Source organism: Bradyrhizobium sp. SZCCHNRI20481 (genome assembly GCF_032485055.1).
Classification (GTDB): Bacteria; Pseudomonadota; Alphaproteobacteria; order Rhizobiales; family Xanthobacteraceae; genus Bradyrhizobium.
Genome location: NZ_JAUEUE010000008.1, coordinates 292,282 through 318,158 on the forward strand (window position 1 = coordinate 292,282; position 25,877 = coordinate 318,158).

Annotated in this window: 16 protein-coding genes; 4 read left to right on the forward strand and 12 right to left on the reverse strand. The window is 65.4% G+C overall.

Annotated features, from left to right (window positions below; translation table 11 throughout):
* Positions 1–3 precede the first annotated feature (3 nt).
* From QX132_RS15720 to QX132_RS15735, 4 genes are all read right to left on the reverse strand, one after another.
* Positions 4–753, reverse strand: coding sequence for an ABC transporter ATP-binding protein (locus tag QX132_RS15720; RefSeq protein ID WP_316161830.1), 750 nt, complete (start codon positions 751–753; stop codon positions 4–6).
* Complete coding sequence (locus QX132_RS15725) at positions 746–2,416, reverse strand: branched-chain amino acid ABC transporter ATP-binding protein/permease (protein WP_316161831.1); 1,671 nt, start codon at positions 2,414–2,416, stop codon at positions 746–748. The genes QX132_RS15720 and QX132_RS15725 overlap by 8 nt, the downstream gene beginning before the upstream one ends.
* Complete coding sequence (locus QX132_RS15730) at positions 2,413–3,288, reverse strand: branched-chain amino acid ABC transporter permease (RefSeq protein WP_315739507.1); 876 nt, start codon at positions 3,286–3,288, stop codon at positions 2,413–2,415. Before QX132_RS15730 ends, QX132_RS15725 begins: the two co-directional genes overlap by 4 nt.
* A gap of 78 nt (positions 3,289–3,366) precedes the next feature.
* A complete protein-coding gene (locus QX132_RS15735; protein WP_316161833.1) occupies positions 3,367–4,587 on the reverse strand; it encodes an amino acid ABC transporter substrate-binding protein in 1,221 nt (406 codons plus the stop codon).
* Between the two features lie 17 nt (positions 4,588–4,604).
* Here QX132_RS15735 and QX132_RS15740 point away from each other — a divergent pair, with 17 nt between their 5' ends.
* Positions 4,605–5,699: a helix-turn-helix domain-containing protein gene (locus QX132_RS15740; RefSeq protein WP_316161835.1), complete on the forward strand. Its 1,095-nt coding sequence runs from the start codon at positions 4,605–4,607 to the stop codon at positions 5,697–5,699.
* Positions 5,700–5,861: 162 nt separating this feature from the next.
* Here QX132_RS15740 and QX132_RS15745 read toward each other — a convergent pair whose 3' ends face one another.
* Positions 5,862–6,644, reverse strand: a complete 783-nt coding sequence (locus QX132_RS15745; RefSeq protein WP_316161836.1) for a hypothetical protein — start codon at positions 6,642–6,644, stop codon at positions 5,862–5,864.
* A gap of 1,112 nt (positions 6,645–7,756) precedes the next feature.
* Between QX132_RS15745 and QX132_RS15750 the strand changes: the two genes are divergently transcribed.
* The gene (locus QX132_RS15750; RefSeq protein WP_316161838.1) at positions 7,757–10,822 is read left to right on the forward strand and encodes an ATP-binding protein; all 3,066 of its coding nucleotides are present in this window, start codon (positions 7,757–7,759) and stop codon (positions 10,820–10,822) included.
* 8 nt (positions 10,823–10,830) lie between these two features.
* Here the strand turns inward: QX132_RS15750 and QX132_RS15755 are convergent, their stop codons facing one another.
* From QX132_RS15755 to QX132_RS15765, 3 genes are all read right to left on the reverse strand, one after another.
* Complete coding sequence (locus QX132_RS15755; RefSeq protein ID WP_316161840.1) at positions 10,831–13,950, reverse strand: NAD(P)-binding protein; 3,120 nt, start codon at positions 13,948–13,950, stop codon at positions 10,831–10,833.
* 365 nt (positions 13,951–14,315) lie between these two features.
* The gene (locus tag QX132_RS15760) at positions 14,316–15,695 is read right to left on the reverse strand and encodes an ATP-binding protein (protein ID WP_316161842.1); all 1,380 of its coding nucleotides are present in this window, start codon (positions 15,693–15,695) and stop codon (positions 14,316–14,318) included.
* Positions 15,695–16,417, reverse strand: a complete 723-nt coding sequence (locus QX132_RS15765; protein WP_316161843.1) for a response regulator transcription factor — start codon at positions 16,415–16,417, stop codon at positions 15,695–15,697. Before QX132_RS15765 ends, QX132_RS15760 begins: the two co-directional genes overlap by 1 nt.
* A gap of 414 nt (positions 16,418–16,831) precedes the next feature.
* Between QX132_RS15765 and QX132_RS15770 the strand changes: the two genes are divergently transcribed.
* Positions 16,832–19,123 (forward strand): polysaccharide biosynthesis tyrosine autokinase, encoded by a 2,292-nt coding sequence (locus tag QX132_RS15770; RefSeq protein ID WP_316161845.1) that lies wholly within the window; start codon positions 16,832–16,834, stop codon positions 19,121–19,123.
* Positions 19,124–19,175: 52 nt separating this feature from the next.
* On the opposite strand, the gene QX132_RS15775 is transcribed toward QX132_RS15770, so the two are convergent.
* The 3 genes from QX132_RS15775 to QX132_RS15785 all read right to left on the reverse strand — a co-directional run bounded on the left by QX132_RS15775 (position 19,176) and on the right by QX132_RS15785 (position 21,790).
* Positions 19,176–19,436 (reverse strand): hypothetical protein, encoded by a 261-nt coding sequence (locus QX132_RS15775; RefSeq protein WP_316161846.1) that lies wholly within the window; start codon positions 19,434–19,436, stop codon positions 19,176–19,178.
* A gap of 119 nt (positions 19,437–19,555) precedes the next feature.
* The gene (opgC, locus tag QX132_RS15780) at positions 19,556–20,590 is read right to left on the reverse strand and encodes an OpgC domain-containing protein (RefSeq protein ID WP_316161847.1); all 1,035 of its coding nucleotides are present in this window, start codon (positions 20,588–20,590) and stop codon (positions 19,556–19,558) included.
* Between the two features lie 168 nt (positions 20,591–20,758).
* Positions 20,759–21,790 carry a WecB/TagA/CpsF family glycosyltransferase gene (locus QX132_RS15785; protein ID WP_316161848.1) on the reverse strand — a complete coding sequence of 344 codons (1,032 nt, stop codon included), beginning with the start codon at positions 21,788–21,790 and terminating at the stop codon, positions 20,759–20,761.
* 475 nt (positions 21,791–22,265) lie between these two features.
* Between QX132_RS15785 and QX132_RS15790 the strand changes: the two genes are divergently transcribed.
* Positions 22,266–23,660 (forward strand): O-antigen ligase family protein, encoded by a 1,395-nt coding sequence (locus tag QX132_RS15790; protein ID WP_316161849.1) that lies wholly within the window; start codon positions 22,266–22,268, stop codon positions 23,658–23,660.
* Positions 23,661–23,689: 29 nt separating this feature from the next.
* On the opposite strand, the gene QX132_RS15795 is transcribed toward QX132_RS15790, so the two are convergent.
* Positions 23,690–25,741 (reverse strand): glycosyl hydrolase family 28-related protein, encoded by a 2,052-nt coding sequence (locus QX132_RS15795; RefSeq protein ID WP_315739493.1) that lies wholly within the window; start codon positions 25,739–25,741, stop codon positions 23,690–23,692.
* Positions 25,742–25,877: the final 136 nt, after the last annotated feature.

The following is a 25,877-nucleotide window of genomic DNA, read 5'->3' on the forward strand; positions in this document are numbered from 1 at the left end:
CTCCTAGGTCGATCGGGTTGTTACGGTTGCGGAAGCCGGCGCGCGCGACTGACCGAGATAGGCGCGCTGGATGTCGGGATTGTTCTTCATCTCGGACGCCGGCCCCCGGCCGGCGTTGCGTCCCTGCTCGATCAGGTAGACGCGGTCGGCGATGTCGAGGCTGGCGCGGGCGTTCTGCTCGACCATCAGGATGCCGACGCCGTCGCCGCGGATCGTCCTCAGCGCCCGGAACACCTCGCGGCTCAAGAGCGGCGACAGGCCGAGCGACGGCTCGTCGAGCAGCAGCAAATCGGGCCGCGACATCAGTGCGCGGCCGATCGCGACCATCTGCTGCTCGCCGCCACTCATGGTGCGCACCGCCTGCCCCATGCGCTCGGTGAGGCGCGGAAACAGCGCCAGCACGTGCGCCAGCCGAGCGGCCTCGCCGTCGCGGGCGCGCGAAGGATAAGCGCCGAGCTGGAGGTTCTCGGCGACGGTGAGATCGCCGAACACGCCGCGGCCCTCCGGCACCAGCGCGATGCCGCGCTCGACGATCAGATGCGGCGCGAGCGAGCCGATGTCCGTCCCGCCGAGGCGGATCACGGACCCAGCCGATGGCCGGATCAGTCCCGCGATCGCCTTCAGCAGCGTCGACTTGCCGGCGCCATTGGCGCCGAGGATGGCGACGATCTCGCCGCGCTCGACCTCGAGCCCGACAGCGGTGAGCGCCTGGTGCTTGCCATAGGCGTGCGACAGCCGCTTGATCTCAAGCATCGGGCTCTCCGAGATAGGCTGTGATCACGGCGGGATCGGCGAGCACCTCGTCCGGTGTGCCGCGCGCGATCACGACGCCCGCGCTCATCACGACGCAGCGGTCGCACAGCGCGCGGATCGCATCCATCACATGCTCGACCATCACGATGGTGATGCCGCGGTCGCGCAAGGAGGCGATCAGCTCGATGCCGGTCTCCAGCTCGGTCGGATTGAGCCCAGCCAGCCATTCGTCGAGCAGCACAAGACGCGGATGCAGCGCCAGCGCGCGGGCCAGCTCCAGCCGCTTCTGGTCGATGTAAGTGAGGTCGCCCGCCGGCATCTCCGCCATGCCATCGAGGCCGACCAGGGCGAGCAGCTCATGGATCGATTCTGCGGCCGCACCGGTCTGGCGCGTGCGGAACAACGCCGCCGCCGCGACATTCTCGGCGACCATCAGGTCCGGCATCACCCGCACCAACTGGAAGGTGCGGGCGAGACCAAGCCGCGCAATCCGGTGTGCCGCGAGACCGCTGATGACGATGCCGCCGAAGCGGATCGTGCCGGCCGAGGGCACGAGCGCGCCCGAGAGCATGTTGAGCAGCGTCGTCTTGCCGGAGCCGTTGGGACCAATGACGCCGAGGATCTCGCCCGCGCGGACGTCAAGGCTCACGCTGTCGACGGCGCGCAGGCCGCCGAAGGATTTGCCGACGGCCTCCGCAACGAGCAGCGGCCGACCGTCCTGCTCGGGCTTCGCGGGCACGACCCGGCGCTCCCGCCGCCAGGTGCTGTCGACGAGGCCGATCACACCGCGCGGCAGCGCCATCACGATGCCGATGAAGATGAGGCCGAGCACGATGCTGAAATGATTGGGCAGCGCCGCGGTCAGCACCTCAAACAGCAGCACCAGCGGGATGACGCCGAGCACCGGGCCGATCAGCGATCCCGCGCCGCCGAGCAGCGCCATAATCACGACCTGGAACGAGATCATCGGGTTGAACGCGATCGCCGGATCGATATAGGTCCAGCGCGGCGCCATGATCGCGCCGGTCACCGACATGAACACCGCGCTGACGATGAAGACCCCGAGCTTCACCACGGTCGCATCGATGCCGGAATGGCGCGCGGCGGTCTCGTCGGCGCCGATCGCGCGCAGCGCGAGGCCATAGCGCGAGCGCGTCAGCAGAAAGCCGGCGAGGAAGACCAGCGCCGTCAGCGCGCAGAGCTGCCAGTACAGCATCTCCTGGGTGATGTCGCTGAACAGATAGCGGCCGACCGATTTGTGAATGTTGACCTCGTACCAGATCACGAGCTGGCGGATCAGCTCGGCCAGGCCGAACGAGAAGATGATGAAGTAGATGCCGGACAGCCGCAGCGTCGACAGGCCGGTGATGGCCGCGACGACAGCGCCGACACCCGCAGCGGTCATCAGTTGCAGCGGCCAGCTCAGCGTCTCGCCCGTCACCGCCGCCGTATAGGCGCCGATGCCGAAGAACGCAGCCGTCGCCAGCGAGACGTAGCGGGTCGGCCCGGAGAACATTGCCCAGGCGGTTGCCAGCACGGTGAAATAGAGAATGCTGATGCCGAGCGCGAGATAGTAGCCGTTGGCGTAGAGCGGCAGCGCAGCTGCCGCGGCAACGCCGACGAGCCCGATGCACCAGGCGAGAATCTTGCCGGGGCTGATCACGACGCCGCCTTTCCGAACAGTCCGGTCGGCCGGATCAGCAGCACGGCGAGAAACATCGCAAACGTCGCCGCCAAGGTCAGCCCGGGATCGACCAGCCGCGCCACCGCGGTCTCGACGACGCCGAGCAGCAGCCCTGCGGCCAGCGCGCCCATGACGTTGCCGACGCCGCCCATGATCACCACCACCAGCGCCTTCATCGTGAACACGACGCCCATCGAGGCATTGAAGGTGAGGAACATGCTGACCAGCACGCCGCCGGCCGCGACCAGTCCACCGCCGAACGCAAACGCCAGGCCTGCGAGCCAAGCGACATCGATGCCGACCAGCCGCGCGGCATTGGCATCGACCGCGACGGCACGCACGGCTGTGCCGATCCTTGTCCGCGTCAGCGCGAGATAGACGCCGGTGCCGATCAGCGCGGCGAAACCGAGCGCGACCAGCCGGTTCACCGCGAGCGTCGAGCCGAGCACGGTGACGGGAATGGAGAGATAGCTATAGCTGTAATACTGCCCGCCGAAGGCCACCAGCATGACGCCCTGGATCACGAACAGCACGCCGAAGGTGACGAGGATGCTGTCAACCTCTTGCGCGCCGGCGTCCTTGCTCCGGCGGATCAGACGCTGCAGCAGCAGACGATAGAGCAGCCAATTCAGCAGCCCCGCCACGGGAATCGCGAGCAGCAGCGCCAGCAGCGGGCTCAGCTGCAGGCCGGAATAGAGCGACAGCGTGCCGAAGGCGGCCGCGACCAGCGACTCGCCATAGGACAGGTTCATGATGCGCGCCACGCCATATTGCAGCGTGAGTCCGAGCGCGATCAGGGCATACATGCCCCCCAGCACCAGGCCGGGCAGCAGGATGTCGAACATCAGCATGGGGCGCGTGCCTCTTACGTGAGGCCCGCGGACGCGCGCCGGATCACGCGCGCCCGCGAGCTCACGACCTCGTTCCGGCTATTTCCATTCCGGCTTCGGCACGACAGCGGCGCGTGCGCCCGGCAGCGAGGCCGGCGCCAGCGCATAGAACTCGCCGTTCTGCCACTGGCCGACGCCCCACACCTCCTGCAGCAGGCCGTCCTTCAGCTTCACCTTGCCGATGATCGTGTCGAAGGTGCCTTCGCGGATCTCCTTGGCGATCGCGGCACGATCGACCTTGCCGACCTTTTCGATCGCCTGCTGCAGCACCTGCAGGCTCGCATAGGTGATCGGGCTCGCCCAGCGATCCGGCTCCTGCCCGGTCGCCGCCTTGTGGCGGGCGAGATAGTCCTTGAGCGCGGGCGCGTCGGCATTCCAGCCGCCAATGCCCATGACGCCGTCGCTGCCCGCGCCGAACTTGCCCTTGAACAGCGGGAACGCCGTGCCGACGCCGACATAGAAGATCTTCGGATTGTACTTGAGCAGTTGCGCCTGCTCGGTCAGCCCGATCGTATCCGGCGGATAGCTGAAGGCGACGAAGGCATCGGCGTTGCTCGCGATCGCATCCTTGAGCAGCGGCTGCAGATCCTGCGACCCCATCGGATAGGTCTTGTCGTAGGCAACGGTCAGTCCGGCCTTCTTGAAGGCCTCGCGCCCGGCGGCGGCGAGCTCGATGCCGAACTGGTCGGCGACGCTGACCATCGCGACGGTGCCGCCGATCTTGCCCTCGCTCTTGAGCTTGCCGAGCAGCTCGGCGAGCGCATTGGAGATCTGCGCCGACGTGCCGAGCCAGAAGGTGGCATTGGCCCAGCGCTTGGCGAGCTCCGGCGCCTTGTCGGTCACCGACGTCACCGCGAGATGCGGATAGCCGAGCCGGTTGAGAGTCGGACCGACCGCGAGGTTGAGACCGGTGCCCCAGGGCGACAGGATGAAGTCGACCTTGTCCTGATTGGCGAGGCGTTCGATCGCCTTCACCGCTTCTTCCGACGAGCTGCGGTCGTCATATTCGACGATCTCGACCGGCAGGCGCTTGTCGCCGAGCTTGATGCCGCCGGCCGCGTTCACGTCCTTCACCCAGAGCTGATAGTTGGGCAGCGTGGTGATGCCGGCGCCGCCGGCATAGGGGCCGGTCTTCGAGATCGCATAGCCGATGCGGATCTTGTCCTGCGACTGTGCCTGGGCGGCCGATACGGCAAAGCCGGCTGCGATCGCCGCCGCTCCCGCGATCCGCAACACCTGACGACGGTTGGTCGAAGTCATCTGTCTGTCCTCCTCCCATGTTCACGCGCGCGGACCGCGCGGGTGAATCGGTGACGTTCCTCTGCCCCGACGTCGTCCGCGGTTTTTTTTTGCGGTCGTCGGGACTTGACGAGGGAAACACCGCAGGCTTGGGTGGCGCAATGGACAGTTCCGGTAAAAGAGTGCACTTTTCTGGGGTGGCGATTGCGCGTAATGCCGCGCCTCGGTCGCTACCGCCGGCGGCCCGTGGCACCCCGGCGGCGCTCGGGGCCGAAGCCATTCCCTCGCATTTCGAGGCACGGCGCTGGGCCCTGCGCTCGGATGCCGCGCGGCCGTTCGTCCACCTGCTCTGCCTGACCGCCGGAACGGCCTCGGTGCGCTTCGCCGAAGACGAAATCCAGATCTGGGCCGGTGCGGCGCTGGTCTGGGTACCGGCGGGAGGGGCCGAGCATCTCGACGTCGCGGCCGGTTCCGCCGGCCATCTCCTGCGGCTGCGCTCCGGGCTCTGGCACCGCCACCTGCCCTCCTCGGCCGAGCCCGCCTATCTCGACCTCGCAGGCACGGAGGCCGTCCTGGCCTTCTCCGTCACGGCCGAGTTCGCGGCGATCATCGCGCGCTCGATGGCGGCGATCGCAGCCGAGATCGAAAATCCCTCACGGCGCGGCGCGGCCTCGATCATGTCATCGGAGCTGACCCTGTGCGTGCTGCGCTTCTGGCGGCTGTTTGCCGACGAGAGCGCCGGCGAGGCGCAAGGCTCCAGCGCCGAGATCTTGAGCCGCTTTCGCCGGCTCGTCGAGGAACGCTTTCATCAGCAACTGCGTGTCGCCGACTACGCTGCGCTGCTCGGCGTCACGCCGGATCGCCTGCACGCGCTGTGCACCCGCATGCTGCAGCGGTCACCGAGCGCGCTGATTCAGCAACGCGTCATTCAGGAGGCGGCGACCCGGCTCGAAACCACCACCGCGACGATCAAGCAGATCGCCTTCGCGCTCGGCTTCAAGGACAGCGCCTATTTCAACCGCTTCTTCGTCAGGCACACCGGTCAATCACCGGGCGCGTGGCGCAAAGGTGTTTCGTCGCAGCGGACCAAAGGCCAGTCACGGACCATGCTCAACTTCGCCGACTGGCCGTGACGGCGCGGCGCAGCCAGGCGCCTCGGTCGTCCTCTTTGTCAGTCCAGGACGACATGTCAGCGTCGGACCAGCAAATCCCCGCACCTATATACTTGAAGTGGCTTGATTCTGAATAACAGCGACGCGCCAGCGCATACAGGGGTTGACCAGAGCTTATCCGCTCTATGCTTGTGGCATTGGGCGGGATTCTCTGGCGAAGGCCTCATGTAGAAACAAAACCTCTTTGCCCGTTCTGAGCGGCAAATAGGACGTATCGATGTAACCATTTCGGCGCGGCCAGATTTGCGTGAGCTCGACGCCCTCGTACCCCTGAAAATCGATGATAGGGGAATAAAACAAGTGCGCGCAAAGCTTACCGAGGACCAACGTCGTAACGCGCACATTGCAGTATTCGGGTCCGACTTTATCCGTTGGCTTTGAATCCATCTGAGCCGCGTAGGTCCGCGACCAATGCTGGTCACTATCATTGCCGTGAAACTCGGCTATCCAGATTTTCCAATCATCGCTTGGAATGTGAGTAACTCGCAGCCGGTTGCGTTCCTGGTCTGGGATTGCTCGCATGTCACCCAAAAACTCCAGCCTCATAGCTATAAGCGTTAGCAAGCTGGCGATTGCGTCTTGACCGACCAAATCCAAAAGTTGCGGCTGTCCTAGAAGCAGCCGCGCTCCGCTTTGGCGGGCCAAGCCCTCTATAGCGCTCATCCATCCTCCGTTGCAGGCGAGACAGGTATTGCGCGGTTTACGTGTTCTGGCGTGCCCTTGGGCCACTCTGATGCTATAGGCAGGGCCGGGAACGGTCGGTTCAAAAGTGCTGAATTTGCCGATTTCTTGCTCGTGGTGAGTGGCCGTGTTTGGCAATATCCTATTCATCCAATCGGGCCAGACGTGCCCTTTCGATAGGCCCGCGCCACCGCAAAACACGCATTTTCCGGCAGGTTTCGACATGTCCAAGTCGCTTGAAAAACCAGGAAACTGATGGGCGCCCTCGTGCGAAATGAAGTCCCGTCGAATGTCGGTGGTTGACGGGACTCACCTGCTTTTGTCAAGTATACAGGTGCGCAAATCCCGGGTTCGGACGGGCGGCGCAACCGCTGGATGCTCAATGCGCCGAGAAACTGATTTCCGCTGCGCGATCAAGCTGATTTGGCCTGTCCAGTCCCCGCGCCGAAAATATTTTGCTTTCGTTTTTCCGGAAATCATGGTTCTATCCCCACATCCCGTCTCGAGCTGAGGGGCGTATCGCGGTCGTCACGACATGCGAGGCGGGGAGCGGTGGGCGTGGTGGATTGCAGCGCGGGTTGCTCGCGCCGACGAACAATCCGCCACGCACGGTCAAGTCGCGCGGTCCTGATATCCCGATGCTGATATCAACTCACGTCGAGGCTTTGCTTCGCGTGGGGATGGTGGCCAGAAAGCCCGGCGCACCAGGGAGAAAGCGAAGCAGCCGTTCAACCATCGCGCAGGGAGGGCCGGATTTCCGGCTGACCTGTGGTACCTGCCGCCTGCATTTTTTTCGCAGGCGGGCCACGGGCCTCAGTCGAGGTCCGGCCTTCCCTGCGCCCTCACGCTTTCCCGGGGGCCTCACGATGTATCACCCGGACGGGCCATCCGCCGCGGGATCGCGAGATCATGCGCGACTCTCTCCGCAGGAGAGGCGACCTGTTGTGCCCACATCGAAGGCAAATCGTCGCAGCCTTGAACGGTCCCGCCAGCATCGAGGACTCCCGAGGGAGCCGTCCGACATCGTTCCCGCTCCCCGGAGCGATCGCGAGTATTGCGGCACCGTTGCTACCTTGCCACGAATGCGCTATGAGTTGGACATGATCAGCCGGTCCTGGTCGCGCTCAAAATGCCAGTACCGCAAACCGATGCATCGCGCTCGGCGCGCGACGTCGGTCGATACGGACGCCGTGACCGCGCCCGCATCGCCAGCTCCGCGCTTCGCGCTCATTCGCATTCCGTAGCCGTGTCCGGGAGCCCGAACGCAGATGGATTGTGAAACCTGTGGTCGCCCCAATCCACCGGGCTCGGACGTATGCGGCGGGTGCGGCGGGGCGTTGCGGCAGCCGTCATCCGATACGACGACGAGTTCGCGCCTGCTCGGCATGCATCGCGCCGAGCGGCGGCAGGTCACGGCGCTGATCTGCGATCTCGTCGGCTCCGTCTCGCTCACCGTCAGGCTCGATCCGGAGGATATGACCAGCGTCATCGACGCCTTCCTGACGACCTGCGAAAACGTCATCGGCCGCCATGGCGGCGCCATCACGCAATATGCCGGCGACGGCGTGCTCGCGTATTTCGGCTATCCGCGTGCCGGGGAAGACGATGCGGCCACCGCGATCCGCGCCGCCATCGCCCTGCGCGACGCCGTCGGCCGGCTCGAGGCGCCGCACGGACAGGCGCTGCGTCTGCGCATCGGCATCGCCACCGGCCTCGTCGTGGTCAGCGACCTGCTACCCCGCGCCGACGGTCGCCCGGTCGACATCGTCGGCGAGACGCCGAATCTCGCGGCGCGGCTGCAATCGATCGCCGCCCCCGACAGCATCGTCGTGGCCCGGACGACCGAGCGCATCGCGCGCGGCATGTTCGACTTCCGCGATCTCGGCACGTTCGCGCTGAAGGGATTCGCCGCACCGGTCGAGGCGTTCGAGGTGCTGGAAGAAGCCGCCGTCGCGAGCCGTTTCCACGCCCGCATTCGCGGCGAAAGCTCCCCTCTGGTCGGACGCGACCAGGAGCTGGCGCGTCTGTTCGATTGCTGGGCGGCGGCGCGGTTCGGCAGCGGACAGGTGGTGCTGCTCCATGGCGAGCCGGGCATCGGCAAGTCGCGGCTGGTCGAGGAGCTGCGCCGGCGCGTAGCCGACGTCTCCCAACTGCAGATGATCTGGTACTGCAGCCCCACCCGCTGTGACAGCGTGCTGTATCCGATCTCGGAACAGCTCGCGCTCATCGCCGGCTTCGACCGCTCCGACGGCGCTGCGACGCGTCGCGACAAGCTTGATCGCTTCATGAACGAGCACGGCGTCGGCGACGCCACGGCGCGCGCCGTGCTCGCCGATGTCCTGGGCGTCGCTCCCGAGCCGGACGGTCCCCTGCAGACGATGACCGTCGAGAAGCGCTCGGAGGTCACGCGGGAGACGCTGCTCCGGCTGATCGACCTGATGGTGCCGACCGGGCCCGCGCTGCTGGTGCTGGAAGACGCGCATTGGAGCGACACGACCACGCTGGAGCTGCTCGATCGGGCGATCCGGCGCGCCGGACAACGCCGCTGGCTGATCGTGGTCACGGCGCGGCTCGAATATGAGCCGCCCTGGGCCGCGAGCCCGCAGGTCACGCGGCTCCAGCTCGGACGATTGAGTCACGGCGACGCCGAGCGGATCTGCGCCCATGTGGCCGCTTCGGCCGCGCTGCCCGCGACGACGCTGCACCAGATCGTGAGCCGCGGCGAGGGCATCCCGCTGTTCCTGGAAGAGCTCGCGAAGTACGTCATCGAAGCCTCGGCGGCGCCGGCTTGGGACGGTCATGCGAGCGTGGCCATCCCCGCCTCGGTGCAGGATTCCCTTGTGGCGCGGCTCGACCGATTGGGACCGGCGCGACGGATCGCCAATCTCGGCGCCGCCATCGGCCGCCGCTTCAGCTACGATCTGTTGTCGGCCATCGTGGCGGAGCCCGAAGCCAGGCTCGGCGAGAGCCTGGATCAGCTCGTCAAGTCCGGCCTCGTGGAGAGCAGCGGCGCGCCGCCCGACAGCCTCTACACGTTCAAGCACGCGCTGATCCGCGACGCCGCCTACGAGTCCCTGCTCCGGCGCGAACGCCAGACATTGCACGGCCGGATCGCGGCCGTGCTGCGCGATCGCTTTCCCGAGACGCGGGACACCGAGCCGGAGTTGCTGGCCTACCATTTCACCGAGAGTGGCGCGATCGCCGAGGCCATCCCATTATGGGCGGCCGCGGGTCGGCGTGCCGCCTCGCGCGCCGCGCATGTCGAAGCGGCACGACATCTGCAAACGGCGCTCGACCTGCTGCGTCATCAATCCGCCGAGGGCGAGCGCGCCGGACTGGAGCTCGAGCTCCTGATCGGGCTTGCCGTCAGCCTCGCCGCCTCGCGCGGCTACACCGTGCCCGAGGTCGGCAAGGCGCTTTCCGAGGCAAGGGCGATCTGCGACGCGCTCGGCAACACCGCCGGTCTGTTCGCCGTGCTGCGCGGCATCTGCAGTTTCCTGATCATCGCGGGCGATCTCGACGGTGCCGAGGAGATGGCGCATCTGTGCCTGGGAATCGGCGAGCAGACCGGCCTCCCCGAGCACCGGATCGAGAGCGGCATTGCCTTGGGCTACATTCTCTTCGCCAGAGGCGACCTCCCCGCCGCGCGCCGGCTCCTGGCCGCCGCGGTGCAGCTCTATCAGGTGTCGGACGGCGCGCGGCTGCCGCAACTGTCCTCGCAGGATCCGCTGGTCGCCGGCCAGGCCTCGCTGCTGCAGGTGCTGCATGCGATGGGAGACGATGCCGGCGCGGCCGCGATCGCCAGCGATCTCATCGCGCATGCGCGCCGGCTCGGACGTCCGTTCGACCTCGCCTGGGCGCTGTCGTGGCTAGCCTTCTATCAGCTCGCACGCGGCGACTATGAGGATGTCCTCCTCGCGACCGAGGAGGCCCTGAGCATCTGCCGCGACCATGGCTATCCGCTCTATCAGCTGGTGGCGGGCAGCCTGGAGGCGCACGCCCGCGGCCATCTCGGCAAGAATCCAGACGAGGCGCTCGCGGCTGCGTGCGAGGCACTGCCGGCGTTCCAGACGCTCGGCATGATGCATTTCTCCTGCTTCTATCTCGGCGAGGTCGCCGGCCTGCAACTGATCGTCGGCAAGACGGCCGAGGCGATGCAGACGATCGACGCGGCGATCGACGCCGCGCGGCGCTATGGCGACGGCTATTTCCTGTCGCCGCTGCATCGGCGGCGCGCCGAGATCCTGGCCGCCCTCCCCGACACCGCACCGGGGCAGGTGACGGCCGCGCTACGCGAGGCCGTCGCGGTCGCCGAGGCGCAAGGCGCGTCGGCGTTCCTGCGCCGGGCAGCGGCGCGGCTCGCCGCCATCGACGATGACGCGCCGAGGCGACAATCGGCGTGACGACCTGCTCAGGCCATGGGGCTGGCCACGGCGACGGTGAAATCGATCTCGGCCCAGATGCGCGTGGTCGCGGTCAGCACGAGCTTGCCGTCGACGGGCGTGCCGAGCCCGAGGTCGCGTATGAACGGCAGGCTGTCGAGAGCGCTCATCTCGATCGACCAGCTGCCCGACTGCAATTGCCAACTGCGCAGCCCCGTCAGGTCGAGCGCGCCGTTCAACAGCGTCTTGTAGCTCGCCGCGGTGAGGCTGTCCGCCGACCGCGCCTGCTTGAGATAGAACACGGGGATCGGCAGGCCCCAGACGCCGCCCAGGAACGACGCCATGCCCGGCCCGCTCGTGAGCTGCTTCATTCGCTCTTGGTCGGCCCCCGCACAGAGCTGCCGGAACGCATCCGCCGGAGAGGCCGCTGCCGTCGGGAGCGATCCCGCCGTGCCTTCGATTCGGATGATGCGCTGCTGGGAGGCGTGGGCCTCCGGCCCGTAGCTGGCAATCGCCAGCCCCGAGACGTCGAACGGATCGTTCGATGGTGCGCTGGTCGGCTGGGCGATGGTCGCGTGATATTTGGGAAAGCCCCAGAGCTCCTGCCCCGCAACCACCGACCAGGCATTGTCCACGAACAGATAGGCCGGCACGAAACCGATCGATTTCGGCAGCAAAGCGCCCCGCTCGTAGCTGCCCACCAAGAGCCACAGCCCGATATCGGTCTCGGACATCGTCCCCTGCTCCGCGAACGGCGGCGTGGCGGCCTGGCTCTTGCGCACCTGGATGACGTTGACGAAGGCCATGTCCAGCATCACGCGGAACTGGTCGCGGCCGGCGACGCGGTTGAAGGAGCGATCGAGAAATCGCTGGCAGGCGCCGAGGTCGGCCGGCACGGCGAAGCCGTAGAGGGTCGAGTCGTTGCAGAGGTAGGGAGCCGGCGGAAGCGTGATCCATCCGGCGTAGTTGACGTAGGCGTTGGTGATGTAGGGTTCGGGACTGGTCGAGACGATCGGAATGTAGACGCCCGACAGCGCCGAGGCGGCGGCAAGGCCAGACATCGCCGCGACCTCCACGCACCCGGCGTTGATCTCGGGCACGCGGGTCCAGTCGCCGGCGAGGAAGAGATTGTCGTAGCCGGACTTGCCGGGCTCCATCCGATGCCGCAGCGTGCCCGGCAGGCTCAGCACATAGCGCTCGCTCGGATTGATGTTGGCGCGCCAGAACTGAAAGTCGAGCCGCGCCGATCCGCTGATATCGCTCGGCGCGTGCAGGAGATCCCAGCGGAACGTGCTGCCGCTGCCGATGTTGGTCCACAGCGTGTCGAGCCACGAGGTCATCCAGTCGTTGGATGCGCTCTTCACATAATCAGCAGCCAGCTCTTCATTGTTCGGCGCGCTCTCGTCGCTCATGATGGCGCAATAATAGGCGACCGAGCGCGGCCCCGGCGCCGGCCAGTCCTCGGCCGGCAGCAATTGCGACATGTCGGAATAGGTGTCGAGCGGCGGCTTGCAGGTGGTGACGATCGGCCCCATCGTCTCGAGCGACGGCCCAGGCGCCACGTAGGGACCGCCGAGATCTGCGACCGCGCAGTCGAGCCAGAGCTGCAGCGCCATGGTGCGCACGGTTGGGAGATTGTCGACCATGTCGGCCCAGGCCGGCTTCTGCTGCACCAGAGACTGGCAGATCTCATTGAGCGCGCCGACCGAGATGCCGAGGACCACCTTGTCGAAATCCTCGCCGAGCTGCAGGCTGAGCCGCGCCGCCGGGGGCGGCTGCGGCGGGTTGGGAGGACCATAGGCGTTCTCGAAATTGTAGCCTTTCAGCGCGTAGTACTCGCCGTTCTCGATCTCCTTCCATTTGGGCTCGGACGGCCAGCACCAGTAATCCTTCACCAGGACCAGGGGATCATATTTGCCATCGACGAACTCGACCTGCTTGTCGATGTGGATGGTCGCGATGTTGCTGCCGTCCTCGGTCGGCTCGAGACTCGTGACCTTGTGAAAGAACTTGAAGCTCACGCCGCGCCGCGCCAGCACCTGGTAGATCGGCGTGCAGATCGTATCCCCCATGCCAACGACGGATTTATAGAAGAACGCGCCCTTGTAGGTGAAGAACAGCCGCAGCAGTCCCTGAACGGCCGAGCAGGCCGACACCTGCTGCTGCGACGGCTCGCGGGAGCCGTTGCGAAAGGCGAAGATGTATTCATAGAGGGCGGTCACGATGGCGTTGTTGGCGGCCTCTGCATCCTGCTGCGCCAGAAAGCTACGGAATTCGTACCGGTCGAGAACCTCCAGCCCGTCCGTCAGGCAGTCGTTCTCGATGATGCCGAGCAGCATGCAGATGCCGAGATTGGCGAGGATCAACAGCCGGCGCAGGCCTTCCTCGAGGCCGTCGATCGTCTGGTGCTCCTTGACGATGCCGCGGAACGCATGGAGCAGCGCCGCCATGTCGCCCTGGGCATCTCGGCGGATCGCTTCGACGTCACTGTGCAGCTTCTCGCCGACGCGGTGGGCCAGCAGCAGCAGCGGATGGCCCTTGCCATCAGGCGCAACGGCCGCCAGCCGGGCCTGCCGCTCGGCGGGCATGGCGGCGATCGCCTTCGCCAGCTCGGCATTCTGGTCGCCCGGCCAGTCGTCGAGGTAGTAGTTCAGGTTGAAGATGATGCTGGCGATGGTCCGCAGCAGCAGGGTCGAGAGCGGCGGCACGATGTTGTCGGCGGGTGCCCACAGGCTGTCCCGGCCAGGATAGACCGATTCATCGACATCCGGCTGGAACCAGAACGGCCAGGGCAACCATTGGCCATCAATGTCCTCGGCGTAGAAGATCTCGTTCTGCCGCTTGAACGCATCATCGATCGTCCTGATCGGATCGCTCGGCGGCGCATCGAGCGCCTTCAGCGCTGCACGCAGGATGGTGAAGGCATTCTCGTAGAAGCCGGCCCAGATATGCAGTCCGTGCTCCTCGATGCGCTGGCCCAGCTTGGCATTGCGTCCGCTGGCGGTCTTGCCCCCGAGGCGCCAACCGAGCTGATACAGGGTGATCTCGTAGCGCTCGCCGCGCGGATCGATCTCGCTCAAGGCAAAGGCTGCGCTCAACGCGCCGATGCCGCCGCCCAATATCGCCACGCGGGTTTTTCTTGCTGCCATGTCGATGATCCTGCCCTGACCTCGGACGTTCGTGCCCGGGCGAGCCGGTACGACATCGTCCATCGGCGCACGGCTCCGCGGTCCGCGCGGACCGTGCGGTTGAATGACATTCGGTACTATGGGTTTACAAAATCGGCGCCGCGCCCAGTTCAATCCGCGTGGCGATGCAATGAGGATGCATCGAATACCTATCACAATCTCCACGCGATCATCAAGCGGCGCAAGGCGCATCGTCGACCTCACGTGAGGCGACGACGGAGGCCATGGCATCCTTCCCGCCGGCTACGTCGTGATCCTCAACTTTTACGAGAAGAATGGCGGATTGCCACCACTCAAAGACAGCGCCCCGATCACGCCGCCGTCGATCACGCCGGATCGGAATGCACGTCGCCGGGTCCGTCGAGAAACAGCGGCAGCCGCACGACGATGCGGGCGCCGCGCGGCGCGTCGGTGATCTCGATGCTGCCGCGATGGGCCTCCACCAGCGTCCGCACCACCGCCAGCCCGAGCCCGGCTCCACCGGTGCCGCGATTGCGCGACGTGTCCAGGCGCGTGAACGGCTCCAGCATGGCCTTGCGCTGGTCCCGGGGAATCCCAGGCCCCTCGTCATCGACCGTCAGCACGGCGTGCTCCGGCTGGCGTTGCAGCGAGACGTGCGCCGCCTCGCCATATTTGAGCGCGTTGTCGATGATGTTGGCGACGATACGGCGCAGCGCGACGCGGTCGCCCAGCATCAGCAGCTCGCGCCCGTCGCCTGCATTGTCGAAGCGCACCCGCGCCCGATGCGCGCGGCGATCCTCAACCTCGGCGCGCACCAGCTCGTCGAAGGCGATAAGCTCTTGCGGCAGCTCGCCGGCACCCGCCCTGCTCGCGAGCAGCGCGTCGTCGAGTAGACGGATCATGTCGGAGATATCGACCACGGCGCGCTGCCGCTCGGCGTCATCCGGAATCAGGTCGGCACGCAGCCGCAGCCGCGTGGCAAAGGTGCGAACGTCGTGAGCAATGCCGCCGACCAGCGCCATGCGCGCCTGCATCAGATCGGCGAGCCGGTCCTGCAGCCGCCCGAACGCCGTGACCACGGCGCGAACCTCTGGCGCATTGCGGCGGACGTCGGGCAGCGGTACCGCCGCCCCGCCGGGGTCGACCCGGTCGACGGCGGCCGCAAGGCGCACCAGCGGCCGCGTCTCACGCTGCATGATCAGGAGCGCGAGCAGCGCGACCACCGTTCCGAACAGGCCTGCGCCGAAGCCGATCGGCAGCCCCTGTTGGGTCAGCACCAGCGACGAGCGCGAGTCCACGACGAGAACATCGCCGCCGTTCAGGCCAATGCGAAACTCCAGGGCATTCTGCGGCGCCCGCGCGAGCCGGGGCAACCACCGACCCTCCGGCTCGGGCACGGAGGTGATGGTCAGCGGGCGCGCACCCAGCGCGCGGGCATAGGCGTCGCGCAATCCGGAGCGGACCGGCGCGGGCTCTGTCCGCGGAGGCCGGACCGCCGCGTCGGCCCCGACCAGCCGGACCTCGAAGCGGTCGGAGGACACGGCATCGACGACCCGGCCCCGCTCCGTCCCGGGCGTTCGTTCGATCAGCTCGGCGAGCGCGGCCAGCCGCGTCGGCGGCGGCGCCGCGCCTTCGAGCTCGGCGGTACGGGAGCGGTAGAACCGCGCCAAGGTGACGATCCAGATCGCCAGCAGGCCGATGATGACGATGAGGCCGATACGCATCGCAAGCGTTAGCCGCATCATCACGCCACCGGCCTCACCGTCGCCGTGAACAGGTATCCGCCGTTGCGGACGGTGGTGATCAGGTTCGTTCCCGGGCTTGCGGCATCGAGCTTGCGCCGCAGCCGCGAGATCAGCATGTCGACGGTGCGGTCGAATGGGTCGGCGGAGCGGCCGCGCGTCCAGTCCAGGATCTGGTCGCGGCTCAACACCCGCCGTGGCCGCTGCACGAAGCAGGCGAGCAGGTCGAATTCCGCCGAGGTCAGCTGGATCGGCGCGGCCTGGGCATCCACGATCTCGATGCTGCGGGCATCGACATCGACCACGAACCGGTCGAAACCGAAACGCCGGCTCGCGTCACGCGGTGGGCTCGCCTGGGAGCGCCGCAGCAGCGCGCGAACGCGGGCCAGAAGCTCGCGCGGTCCGAAAGGCTTGACCATGTAATCATCGGCGCCGAGCTCCAGCCCGACCACGCGATCGATCTCGTCGCTCTTGGCCGACAGCATCAGGATGGGAATGTCGTCGCTCTGCCGCAGCCGGCGGCAGATCGAAAGCCCGTCCTCTCCCGGCAGCATCAGGTCGAGAATGATGAGATCAGGCCGCAGCCTTCGCAGCACGGCATCCATCGCCGGCGCCGTGGCGGCGACCTCGATCTCGAACCCTTCCCGGCGCATGAAATCGCTGACGAGCCGGCTGATCTCCGGGTCGTCCTCCACCATCAAAAGCGTGGCCGCAGGCATGCTCATCGCCAGGACTGATGCCCAAAACCCGCGGCTTGGCAATGGGCCGGGAGCGACTGTTACAAGCCGTTACGCGGCAGCCAAATACCGGGATGCGGACGACCAGGACGCCGCCATCCGGCCGGCCGAGAAGGCCGCCGCAGGCGCAAGGCACGCCCTCCACGCAGGCGACATTTAATTTTGCAGAGCCACTTGCTGAGCAAAATCAGATTTAATATAAATTAAATCGCGCGGCACTCCAATATCATTTAATGGTTATAAAACAAGATCCTCGTTCTCGCAGGCAACCGGGCGGCTCCGACGTCCGAAGCGCAACTGAAAAGCCTCACAAAAATGCTGCACAATCCTAACGCGAGCACGGTTGCCTCCCCCTCTCCACAGGAGCAAGGTTGGGAACGTAGCGGACCCGGACCGTTCGACATGGCGCTGGGATTCCTGCGCCGGCACTATCTGGTGATCGCGATCACCACCGTGCTTTCGCTCGTGGCCAGCTTCGCCCTGCTGAAAATCCTACCGCCCACCTATTCGGCGGACGTCAAGATCATGCTCGGCACCTCGAAAGCCGCAGTTGTGCAGCCGCAACCGCCGGTTCAGGACGAGCCGCCGCTCGATATGGAATCGCAGATCGAGATCCTTAAATCGAAGTCGATCGCGACAGCGGTCATCGACAAGCTCAACCTGGCGGACGATCCCGACTTCAACGGCAAAGCCAGCCCGCTGCATGGTGCGGTTGATGCGGTTCGCCGCCTCGTGAGTTCGGCGCCGCAGCCGAACGGGCCCTCGATGGACGATCTCCTCGACGAATTCCAGCGCAGGATGAACGCCTTCAGAATTGGCACGAGCACGGTCGTCGAGGTCGATTTCAGCGCCAGCGACCCCAATCGGGCGGCGATGATCGCCAACGCCATCGTCAAGGAGTATTTCGATCAGCAGTTGAAGGCGGAGGCGAACGAGCACCGCACAATCACCGCCTGGCTTCACGACCGCCTGCAGGATCTCGGCAACGACGCGACCGCCGCCGAACGCTCCGTGAACGAGCTGAAAAGCCGGTACAACATCGTCTCGGCCGACGGCAGGTTCATGGACCAGCAACAGGTCACCGAGCTCACCAACCGTCTGGTGGCGGTGCGCACGCGTACCGCCTCGCTGATGACCCGGCTCAATCGGTTCGACGACATGCTCGCGACGAGCAATGCCGATATGACGATCGACCGCGTAGCCGCGGTCTCCGACTTCTCCCCGGCAGAGCTCAGCGGCAACGTCAATCCGCCCGACGGTCTCTCCTTGAGCAATTCGAACAGCACGCTCATCATCAACAGCTTGCGTCAGCAATATCTCGATAGCGCCAAGCGCGAGTACGAGTATTCCGCCAAATATGGCAAGGATCATATCGCGGTCGTCAATATCCGCGCGACGATGAAGAGCATCCGCCAGGCCATCGTCGACGAGGTGCGGCGCCTTGCCGACGTCGCCAAGCACGATTACGAGGAGTCCAAGCAGCAGCAGCAGGAGATCGAGAAGCAGCTGGCGCAGGCCGTTGTCCGGTCGCAGGATACCAGGGCGGCCGAGCTCAGCCTCCGCGAGCTGGAGACCAGCGCCAAGAGCTATCGTTCCCTCTACGACACCTTCCTTCAGCGCTACATGGGCTCAGTCCAGCAGGGCTCCTTCCCGATTGCGAAGGCGCGGGTGATCTCAACGGCCACGCCGCCGAAGAAGAAGATCAAGCCGAAGTCCATCGTGCTGATGGCGATCGGCCTGTTCGGCGGCCTGGCGCTCGGCGGCGGCCTGGGCCTGCTCGCAGAAGTCAAGGACCGCAGCTTTCGGACGACCGACCAGGTCGAGGATCGCCTGCGCCTGCCCTGCCTCTCAGTCGTCCCTCTGCTCAAACGAGGCGAAGTCGACAGGTTCACCAAGAAGGCGACGGTCAACGCCGTTGCCAAGGCCGACCCCGACAAGGCCGAACCCGACAGCAGCCAGCGCATGGTCTCGAGAGGCCCCGGGACCTGTTGGGCCGCATCCGCCATGCCCACCTCGCGCTTTGCCGAATCCATCCGCTCGTTGAAAGTCGCCATCGACCAGGATCCGAGCCGGACGTCACGGAAGGTCTTCGGACTGACGTCCGCCCTGCCCAACGAAGGCAAGTCGATCATCGCCGCGTCGCTGGCTCAGCTCATCGCAAATTCAGGCAAGCGGGTGATCGTGGTCGATTGCGACCTCAGGAATCCGTCGCTTTCCGCCATGCTGGCCCCCGATGCCGGCACCGGGATCGCCGACATCGTCCTGGGAGGATGCCAGCTCGCAGACGCAGTCTGGACCGACCCGGTGACGCGCCTGGATTTTCTGCCGGGAACGGGCGCCGCACAGCGCGACACCAGCGATATCCTCGGCAACGAGCAGATGCGCAAGCTGTTCGAGCAACTGCGGGCAGCCTATGACTACGTCATCGTCGATCTTCCGCCGCTCGCGCCCGTTGTCGACGCGCGCGCCGTCTCCGCGCTGCTCGACAGCTTCGTCCTCGTCGTGGAATGGGGACGCACGCCGGCCGAGGTGGTCGAGCACGCGCTGAACACGGCTCCCAACGTCTACGATGCCCTGTTCGGCGTCGTGCTCAACAAGACGAACATGAAGGCGCTGAAGCGCTACGCCAATCACTTCGGCGACTACTACAACCACAAATATTACGCTCGTTACGGGAGCGTGATGGCCGAGTAGGTCTGTCAGCGCGCGCCATCGAATGAGCCGCTGACAGAGAAGAGATCGGCCGTCAGCGCTGGTGCTCGGGGCGAATGGAGGGATGGGCGATGCCGGCACGCTCCAGAGCGCTGCGGACATAGACGCCTGAGAGATAGCCCACCTGGACTGCAATCAGACCGGCACCGGCATACAGCGCGGCCGACAGCCCGCTGATGATCGAAGCCGCGATAGACTCCATGAAGACGATCGCGGCGAGCGCCAGCAGCGTGCGAACCGTGAACATCGTCCCGGCAACGACCCCGGCTGCAAAATGAAGCGCTATCACCCACATCAGTTCATGCCTCCTCGGGCGTCTCGAGAGGCTAGCGGCCAATGGTTAGCGATGAGCTAAGCCGCCCGGGAGGATTCGAGCAAGCGCACTGGAGCAACACTTCCAGGCGAAAGACGCCGCTACGGCCCGCTGAGCGGGTGCAGCACTGTCTGGCGGTTCTGCCAGCGTGCCCGGTAGAGCCAAAGCACCGCGGTCACCAGGACCACATCGAACAGGCCCATCATTGTCTGGCCGTAGACCTGCGGGTGAACGCCCCCCAGGAGGAGCGCGAGTTTGACCGCTTGCCGCACCACCTCCGACCCCAGGAACGCGATCAGCGAGTTCTGGCCGACGTTGAGGATGAGCGCGACCGCCGGCGATCGCCGGGTGCGCGCGAACACCGCCCACAACAGCGCCAACAGCAGCGGCAATGTCCAAAGCAGGTTGAGGAGCTTGTCGAACCGATAGGGGTATTTTTCGCCATTGCTGGGAAAGCCGAGTCCGTAGTCGAGCAGCAGCCCGAAGATGAAGATCCCCGCCAGCGCCGTGTAGAACGCGGGTCCGATCAAGCGGTTGGACCGATGGAGATCTCCGAGCCAGATGCCAATCATGAAGAACATCTGCGCCTGGAGCGAGAACAGCAACAGAATGACGGCTGGATTCTCGAACTCGGTTGCCGTGGTCGTATTGCTGAACCAGGTGCAGGCCACGAAGATCGCAGCCGACAACGCCAGCACCAGGAGCCTGCGGCGCTTGAACACCAGCAGAATCAACGGAAGCAGCAGGAACATCAACCCGTAGAATTTGAGGATCGTGATGCAGGTCGGCTCGGACTGGAACGTCAGAACGTCGAAAATCGCCTGCCCCACCGGTTCTCGCTTCTTCCCCAGGACAGCCATGCCCATCGCGACCGGCACCGAGATGACGAAATAGGCGGCGAGCACCTTCACCCCGCGGACAACGAGCTCTCCGTGTCTCTCCTTGTGCAGATAGACGTACCCGACCATGAACCCCGAGATCACGACGAACAGTTCGGCGAAGGGGTTGAATTTCGTGAACAGATCGACGGAGTCCGGAAAGACGTTGGCTGTGTGATGATAGAATACGAACAGCATCGCGCAGCTTCGATAGAAGTCGATCAGAAGCTCGCGTCCTTTTGGACCTGCAGCGCTCAACGCTCAATCTCCGAACACGAGTCACTCCATGGGCGGCGATCAGCCGAGGGGCGCTGGTCGGACTCACGGCTCAGGCAATCCTTCGCAACGCCGGCGAGCGCCGCGGCGGCGATCATCGAACCACCGATTGCGGGAGCTGTGATGCGATCGGTGACGAGCCTCCCCCTGTCATTGCCGGTCCAGTCCGCCGAAGCGGAAGATGCGGGCCATCAGCGGCGAAACGCCCACGAACGTCGCTATGCAGCCATGGGCTTCCAGTTGCTTCCTCAGCATCAGCAGCAATCCAAGGAAGCGCGCATCGATGGCGCAGACGTTCGAGAAATCGAGCGTGACCGGCTTGCGGGACGCAGCAGCGGCACGGAAAACCGGGATGGCTCTGTCCACGTGGCGCGCATCGGCGGGCCCCGACAGGCTGAGCGTGACCGCTCGCGCTCCATAGTCCTGCGTGATGGTCAGCGCCTCACCCCGCTCATGCGTGCGCCGCATCCACCAGGTCCAGACCACGAACGGCAGCACGTGGGTGAGCATGAGGCCGAGCATCGCCGTCCCATCGTTCCAGTAGCGACGCCAGAGATAGGGCTCCTCCTTGATGCGCCACAGCCACTCGAAGCCTGATCGACGCAGGATTGCAGGTGCACGCTTCACCGTCCCGGCCTGGAAGTTGAGCGCGGCACCGAGGTGGGCGCGGACCGGAATCTCGAGACGCTCATGATTGCGCTGCAACCATGATTGTCCCTTCACGCTGCTCAGAGAGGCAACCAGGAAGTCGGCCCCACTGGCATTGATCTCGTCGATGATGTGATCCCGGCTCAACTCCTCGGCCGACAAGTAGCCGGGGTTCGACCAACCGACGCACTGCAATCCCGCCGACTGGCCGTTCAGCGTCCGGGCGGCCCGTTCGGCGGCTCCCTCCGGGCCGCCGAAAAGAAAGAGCTTCAGCGCGTTCGCTGCTCCGGCCTCCGACTTCAGCGCGTCGAAGATGTCCGCGCCGGCCGTCCGGCTCTTGATCGGAATCCCAAGCAGCCGGGCGATCCAGACCACCGGCATGCCGTCCACCGTACAGAGATCGCTCAGGATCAGCGACTCCCTGAAGCTCCTGTTCGACTGGCTGGCGACCAGGAAGTTGAGATTGGGAGTCGAGATGAGAAGCCGCGTTCTGCGTCGGGCAGCGTCGCGGATGCGGCGCAGCACGCCGCGCATGCCGATGGCATCGACCGGTATCCCGAGGACGCAATAGACGTCGCGCGCGAGGTCGTCGGGAACTGCGGGGTCGGACATGGCTGCGGCATCGGCCTCCGGCCGACCGCGACCCGTCCCGGAGCGCCCTACGCGATACAGGGCGGATCCCGGCTCCTGCAATTCATGCGTGGTCAGCATCAGCCGCTCTCCCTCAATCTGCCCCGCCGCACGAAGATGCCGGGTTGCGGACCCCGGCCGCACCTCCCTGACGGAGGCGGGTGACCAAAATATCACTATTTAATTTTAAATCACACGGCGCATTTAATACGATTTATTTGTGAATACCAGAGCAGATTTGCGGCGCAGTCGCAGCAATGTCCCCCAGGCACACAACGAGGCGCTTTTATTTAATTGCATCTCTGGATAATATCGCTCGACAATATTCCTGGCGGCTGCCGGCCCGGCCGCCCCGTTCGAATGTCTGAGCCAGATTGTGATGCCGAGAATTTCAGCGACGACGTCGATGTCGGCCGGGCCGCGGGCCTCTGCGGGGACGTTCGACGTCTGCGCGCTGATACCGGTGCTGGCCTTCGCCTACTCGTCCCTCATTCAGCCGCTGATCTATTTCAGCTTCCCACCGTCGGCCGGGCTCCAGGGCCTGCTCGAGAGCCGGATTGAGAATCGGGTCTTCTGGCCGGTCCTCGCAGCCGTCGCCATCGTCGTTGCGATGCAACGCCTGGCCCGCGGCGACCGGCTTGCCCTTCCGCCCAACATCATCGCTCTCTGCGCTTACTTCGGATTGGCAGGCGCCAGCATCGGATGGGCATTCAAACCCGAGTTCGCCTTCGTCCGCTTCCTCCAGGAAGCGATGGTTCTGACCGCCGTCGTGCTGCCCGCCTTGTTGTCGAACCCGAACGCCAACATCATGCGCGGGGTGTTCCTCTGCTTCGCGGTCGGCGTGATCCTCAACATACTGTTGCTTCCCGGCGGCTATGCGACCTACGCGCTATACGGCAACACGCTGGTCGACATCGGCTACCAGGGCTATTTCTCAGGAAAGAACCTGCTGGGCGAGTTTGCCGCCATTGCGTTCCTGCTCTCGGTTCACGAGTTGCTCTATCCCGGAACCCGACGCGCGCTCGGGATCGTCGTTGCCGTCGCTGCCATCGTCCTGATCTTCTTCTCGAGCTCGAAGACCGCGCTCGGTCTCGCTCTGGTCGCTCCCGTCCTGGCCATCCTGACGCTCGTGATCGCGAGAACGCTGCGGCTTGCGCCGATTCTGATTCTCACCGCGATGATCCTTGGCTACTTCATGTTCGGCGAGCTCGCGGGCTTCACGACCGGCCGCATCGCCTATCTGCTGACGGGCGATTCCAGCTTCACCGGCCGGACGACCATATGGGCCTTTTCGGAGATGGAGATCGCGAAGAGGCCGCTCCTGGGATGGGGCTATCAGAGCTTCTGGCTGGTCGGGGCAGACGCACCGAGCATCACCGAGGCACCTGGCTGGGTGAAGGCCATGCCGAACTCCCACAACGGCTATTATGATGCGATGCTCGAGCTGGGCTATGTGGGTCTTGCCTTTCTCCTCGTCTTTCTGGCGGCCACCGTTCACGTCATCGGCCGCGTGGCGCGCTACGACTACAAGCGAGCGTGGATCCTGCTGTCCGTCGCCTTGTTCGTCATGTTGTATGATTTTCTCGAGACCTTGTGGCTGCGCGCTTTCGACGTGTCCTGGGTCGTGTTCGTGCTCGTCACGGTCGAGGCCGCGCGATACTGGCGGAGGTCGCAACAGAGCATGCCCGCCTCTCCTCAGCCCGTGAGCAGGCGACCGGCTCGTTGGAGCCGCACACGACCGGCATGGCGGCCGCGACTCGGTGTCCGCACCTGACGGAAACCCGTTGGAGCCTCACGCCAGCTCTATTGCGTTGTTCCCGGCGTCGCCGCGAACGGCGTGCCCGCATCGAATCTCGCTTTGGCCGGCAACGTATGCAGCTTCGTATCGCCGGTCGGATCCACCCAGGGCCACGGATGATTGCCGAAAAAGCCCGGCTTGGCGCTCAGATACAGCGACGCCGGGAGCGGCTGCGCCGCGAGGCCGTCGGTCCAGACCACCTTGCTGGTGAGATAGTCGAAATTGCCACCGCGGATCACTGTGGTCAGCGTCTTCGGGTCTGGCGCCATGGTCCATCGCTCCGGATCGTAGCCAAGCATCCAGACGTTGCCGACACCGCCCTGCCCCCAAACCGCCGTGCCGGCCTGCATCGAAGGATCGTCGTAGGTCCAACCGCTCATGCGTCCCGGCCGACCCAGCACGTTGCCGGCGAACGAATCCCACCACGAGCCATATGCGAGACCCACGGCTCGAATGCCTGAACGATCGACGAAGCGCTGGCGTTGCCCCGTGAGATGGTTGCGGAAAAAGGTCAGATAGATCGCGTTGCCATGGGTGTAGTCGCTGTCGGCATTGTGGGACAGATTGCCTTCGAACAGGACGTGATGGGCGCCGGCCATGTGCGATGCGTTGATGCCGACCTCGACCCAGCCGGGGTTGTCGAAATCGAACGAGTCGTCGACATAGTTATAGCCGACGACGCTGCCGGCGCCGGACGACCGGAACACCATGTTCTTGCAGACGTCGACGAGGATGTTGTTCTCGATCAGGACCTCCGAGGAGCCCGCCGCCAGGCTGATCGCGTATCCGGCGCCGCCCGGCTGCGGCCACGAGCCGGTATGAATGTAGGAATCGCGGAGCTCGACCCGGAACGAATTATTGATCGCCACGCCCTCGCCGAGCCACTGCGTCACCTCGACGGATCTGGCCCAGGAGTAAGCGGCGGCTTCGAACCGCAACGCGCCGTCCGCTCCACCTACGATGCTCAGATCCTCGACGCCCACATTGGCAACGTGGATGTCGCGATGATTGGCGGCGTGGCGACCGCTGTTCGGGTCGGTGCTGTAGGGCGTGAGCTGCGCCTGGTGATCCCTGCGATAGCTGATCGTGAGCGGCGAGGTGAATGTCACCGTGCTCCCGGTCACCGAGGCGATCTCCTTGATCTCGGCGGTCGCCCGGTCGGCGCGGGCGAACCACGACATCGGCTTCGGCAAGACGCCGGGGGCCTGGTCATAGGGGCCTCCCGCATTCGCGCCGGCATTGTCATCGCCCGGCTGAACCGGATCGTGCATGTTCCAGGCGACGCGATCGCCTTGCCAGACCTTCGCTCCCGCCGGAAAACCGGCAGGCGTCGCCTGCCACGATGCGCCTGAGACTTCGTCGAGCAGGACGAAATCGCCCGGCTTCATATTCGCGGCGCTGGCGAGGGTGACGGTCGACGTTCCCTGTTCGCCGTCGGCCAGCAGGTTCTGCGACGCGCTGCTGTCGGGGCCATTGTTCCAGCGCGAAGGTCCGACGATGATGACAGGCTTGGGATCATAACTGTACGAGCTCGGGTCGACCGGCGTGAGGATTCCCTTCGTGCCGGCAATCACGGCCGACGTTCGTGCGCGTGCGCCGTTGGTTTTCACCAGCCTGGTCGCACCTGCGCCCGCGCCGCGCAGCGTGACCGGGCGACTGATCAAGAGCGGCTCGTTGACGATGAACGTACCGGGGTTGAGCATCACGACCCGGCCGGCGGGCGCAGCGTTCAAGGCGGCCTGGATCGCGCCGCTGTCATCTCTCCCGCTCGGAGACAGCGTGCGATAAATGATGGTGCGGCTCGGAATACCGCCGGCTGACATCAACCCCGGATTCCAGGCGGCCAGGCGCTCCGCCGGCAGGAGACTGCCGGCCAATGCCGGCCGGGTGGACGCGGCCGGCTCGGCGGCCTCGGCAGCTCCGCTGAGGATCAGCAGGGCAAGCGCTGCCGTGCAAAGCGCCCGGATGCCCACGGCATCGATCCGGCGCGACACCCGTGCAGACGACCGGGACTGAGCCTGAGTGCAACCGGGGATCACGAGGCGGACGCTATCCATGGGACCTTCTCGCAGGACCGACCACACATTGAAATGGCGCGCCGACTAAAAACACCATGACTTTGACACGCGCCATGACATAATATTAAATCACGATTTAATTTATTGAAAGGCGACCGGTGACTCCCCTGCTCGC

Excerpts from the sequence above, each read along its gene's own strand:
- QX132_RS15720 (WP_316161830.1), bottom strand. The coding sequence starts at position 753 with ATGCTTGAGATCAAGCGGCTGTCGCACGCCTATGGCAAGCACCAGGCG.
- QX132_RS15730 (WP_315739507.1), bottom strand. The coding sequence starts at position 3,288 with ATGCTGATGTTCGACATCCTGCTGCCCGGCCTGGTGCTGGGGGGCATG.
- QX132_RS15735 (WP_316161833.1), bottom strand. The coding sequence starts at position 4,587 with ATGACTTCGACCAACCGTCGTCAGGTGTTGCGGATCGCGGGAGCGGCG.
- QX132_RS15740 (WP_316161835.1), top strand. The coding sequence starts at position 4,605 with ATGTTCACGCGCGCGGACCGCGCGGGTGAATCGGTGACGTTCCTCTGC.
- QX132_RS15745 (WP_316161836.1), bottom strand. The coding sequence starts at position 6,644 with ATGTCGAAACCTGCCGGAAAATGCGTGTTTTGCGGTGGCGCGGGCCTA.
- QX132_RS15755 (WP_316161840.1), bottom strand. The coding sequence starts at position 13,950 with ATGGCAGCAAGAAAAACCCGCGTGGCGATATTGGGCGGCGGCATCGGC.
- QX132_RS15760 (WP_316161842.1), bottom strand. The coding sequence starts at position 15,695 with ATGATGCGGCTAACGCTTGCGATGCGTATCGGCCTCATCGTCATCATC.
- QX132_RS15765 (WP_316161843.1), bottom strand. The coding sequence starts at position 16,417 with ATGAGCATGCCTGCGGCCACGCTTTTGATGGTGGAGGACGACCCGGAG.
- QX132_RS15770 (WP_316161845.1), top strand. The coding sequence starts at position 16,832 with ATGGCGCTGGGATTCCTGCGCCGGCACTATCTGGTGATCGCGATCACC.
- QX132_RS15775 (WP_316161846.1), bottom strand. The coding sequence starts at position 19,436 with ATGTGGGTGATAGCGCTTCATTTTGCAGCCGGGGTCGTTGCCGGGACG.
- QX132_RS15785 (WP_316161848.1), bottom strand. The coding sequence starts at position 21,790 with ATGCGCGGCGTGCTGCGCCGCATCCGCGACGCTGCCCGACGCAGAACG.
- QX132_RS15790 (WP_316161849.1), top strand. The coding sequence starts at position 22,266 with ATGCCGAGAATTTCAGCGACGACGTCGATGTCGGCCGGGCCGCGGGCC.
- QX132_RS15795 (WP_315739493.1), bottom strand. The coding sequence starts at position 25,741 with ATGGATAGCGTCCGCCTCGTGATCCCCGGTTGCACTCAGGCTCAGTCC.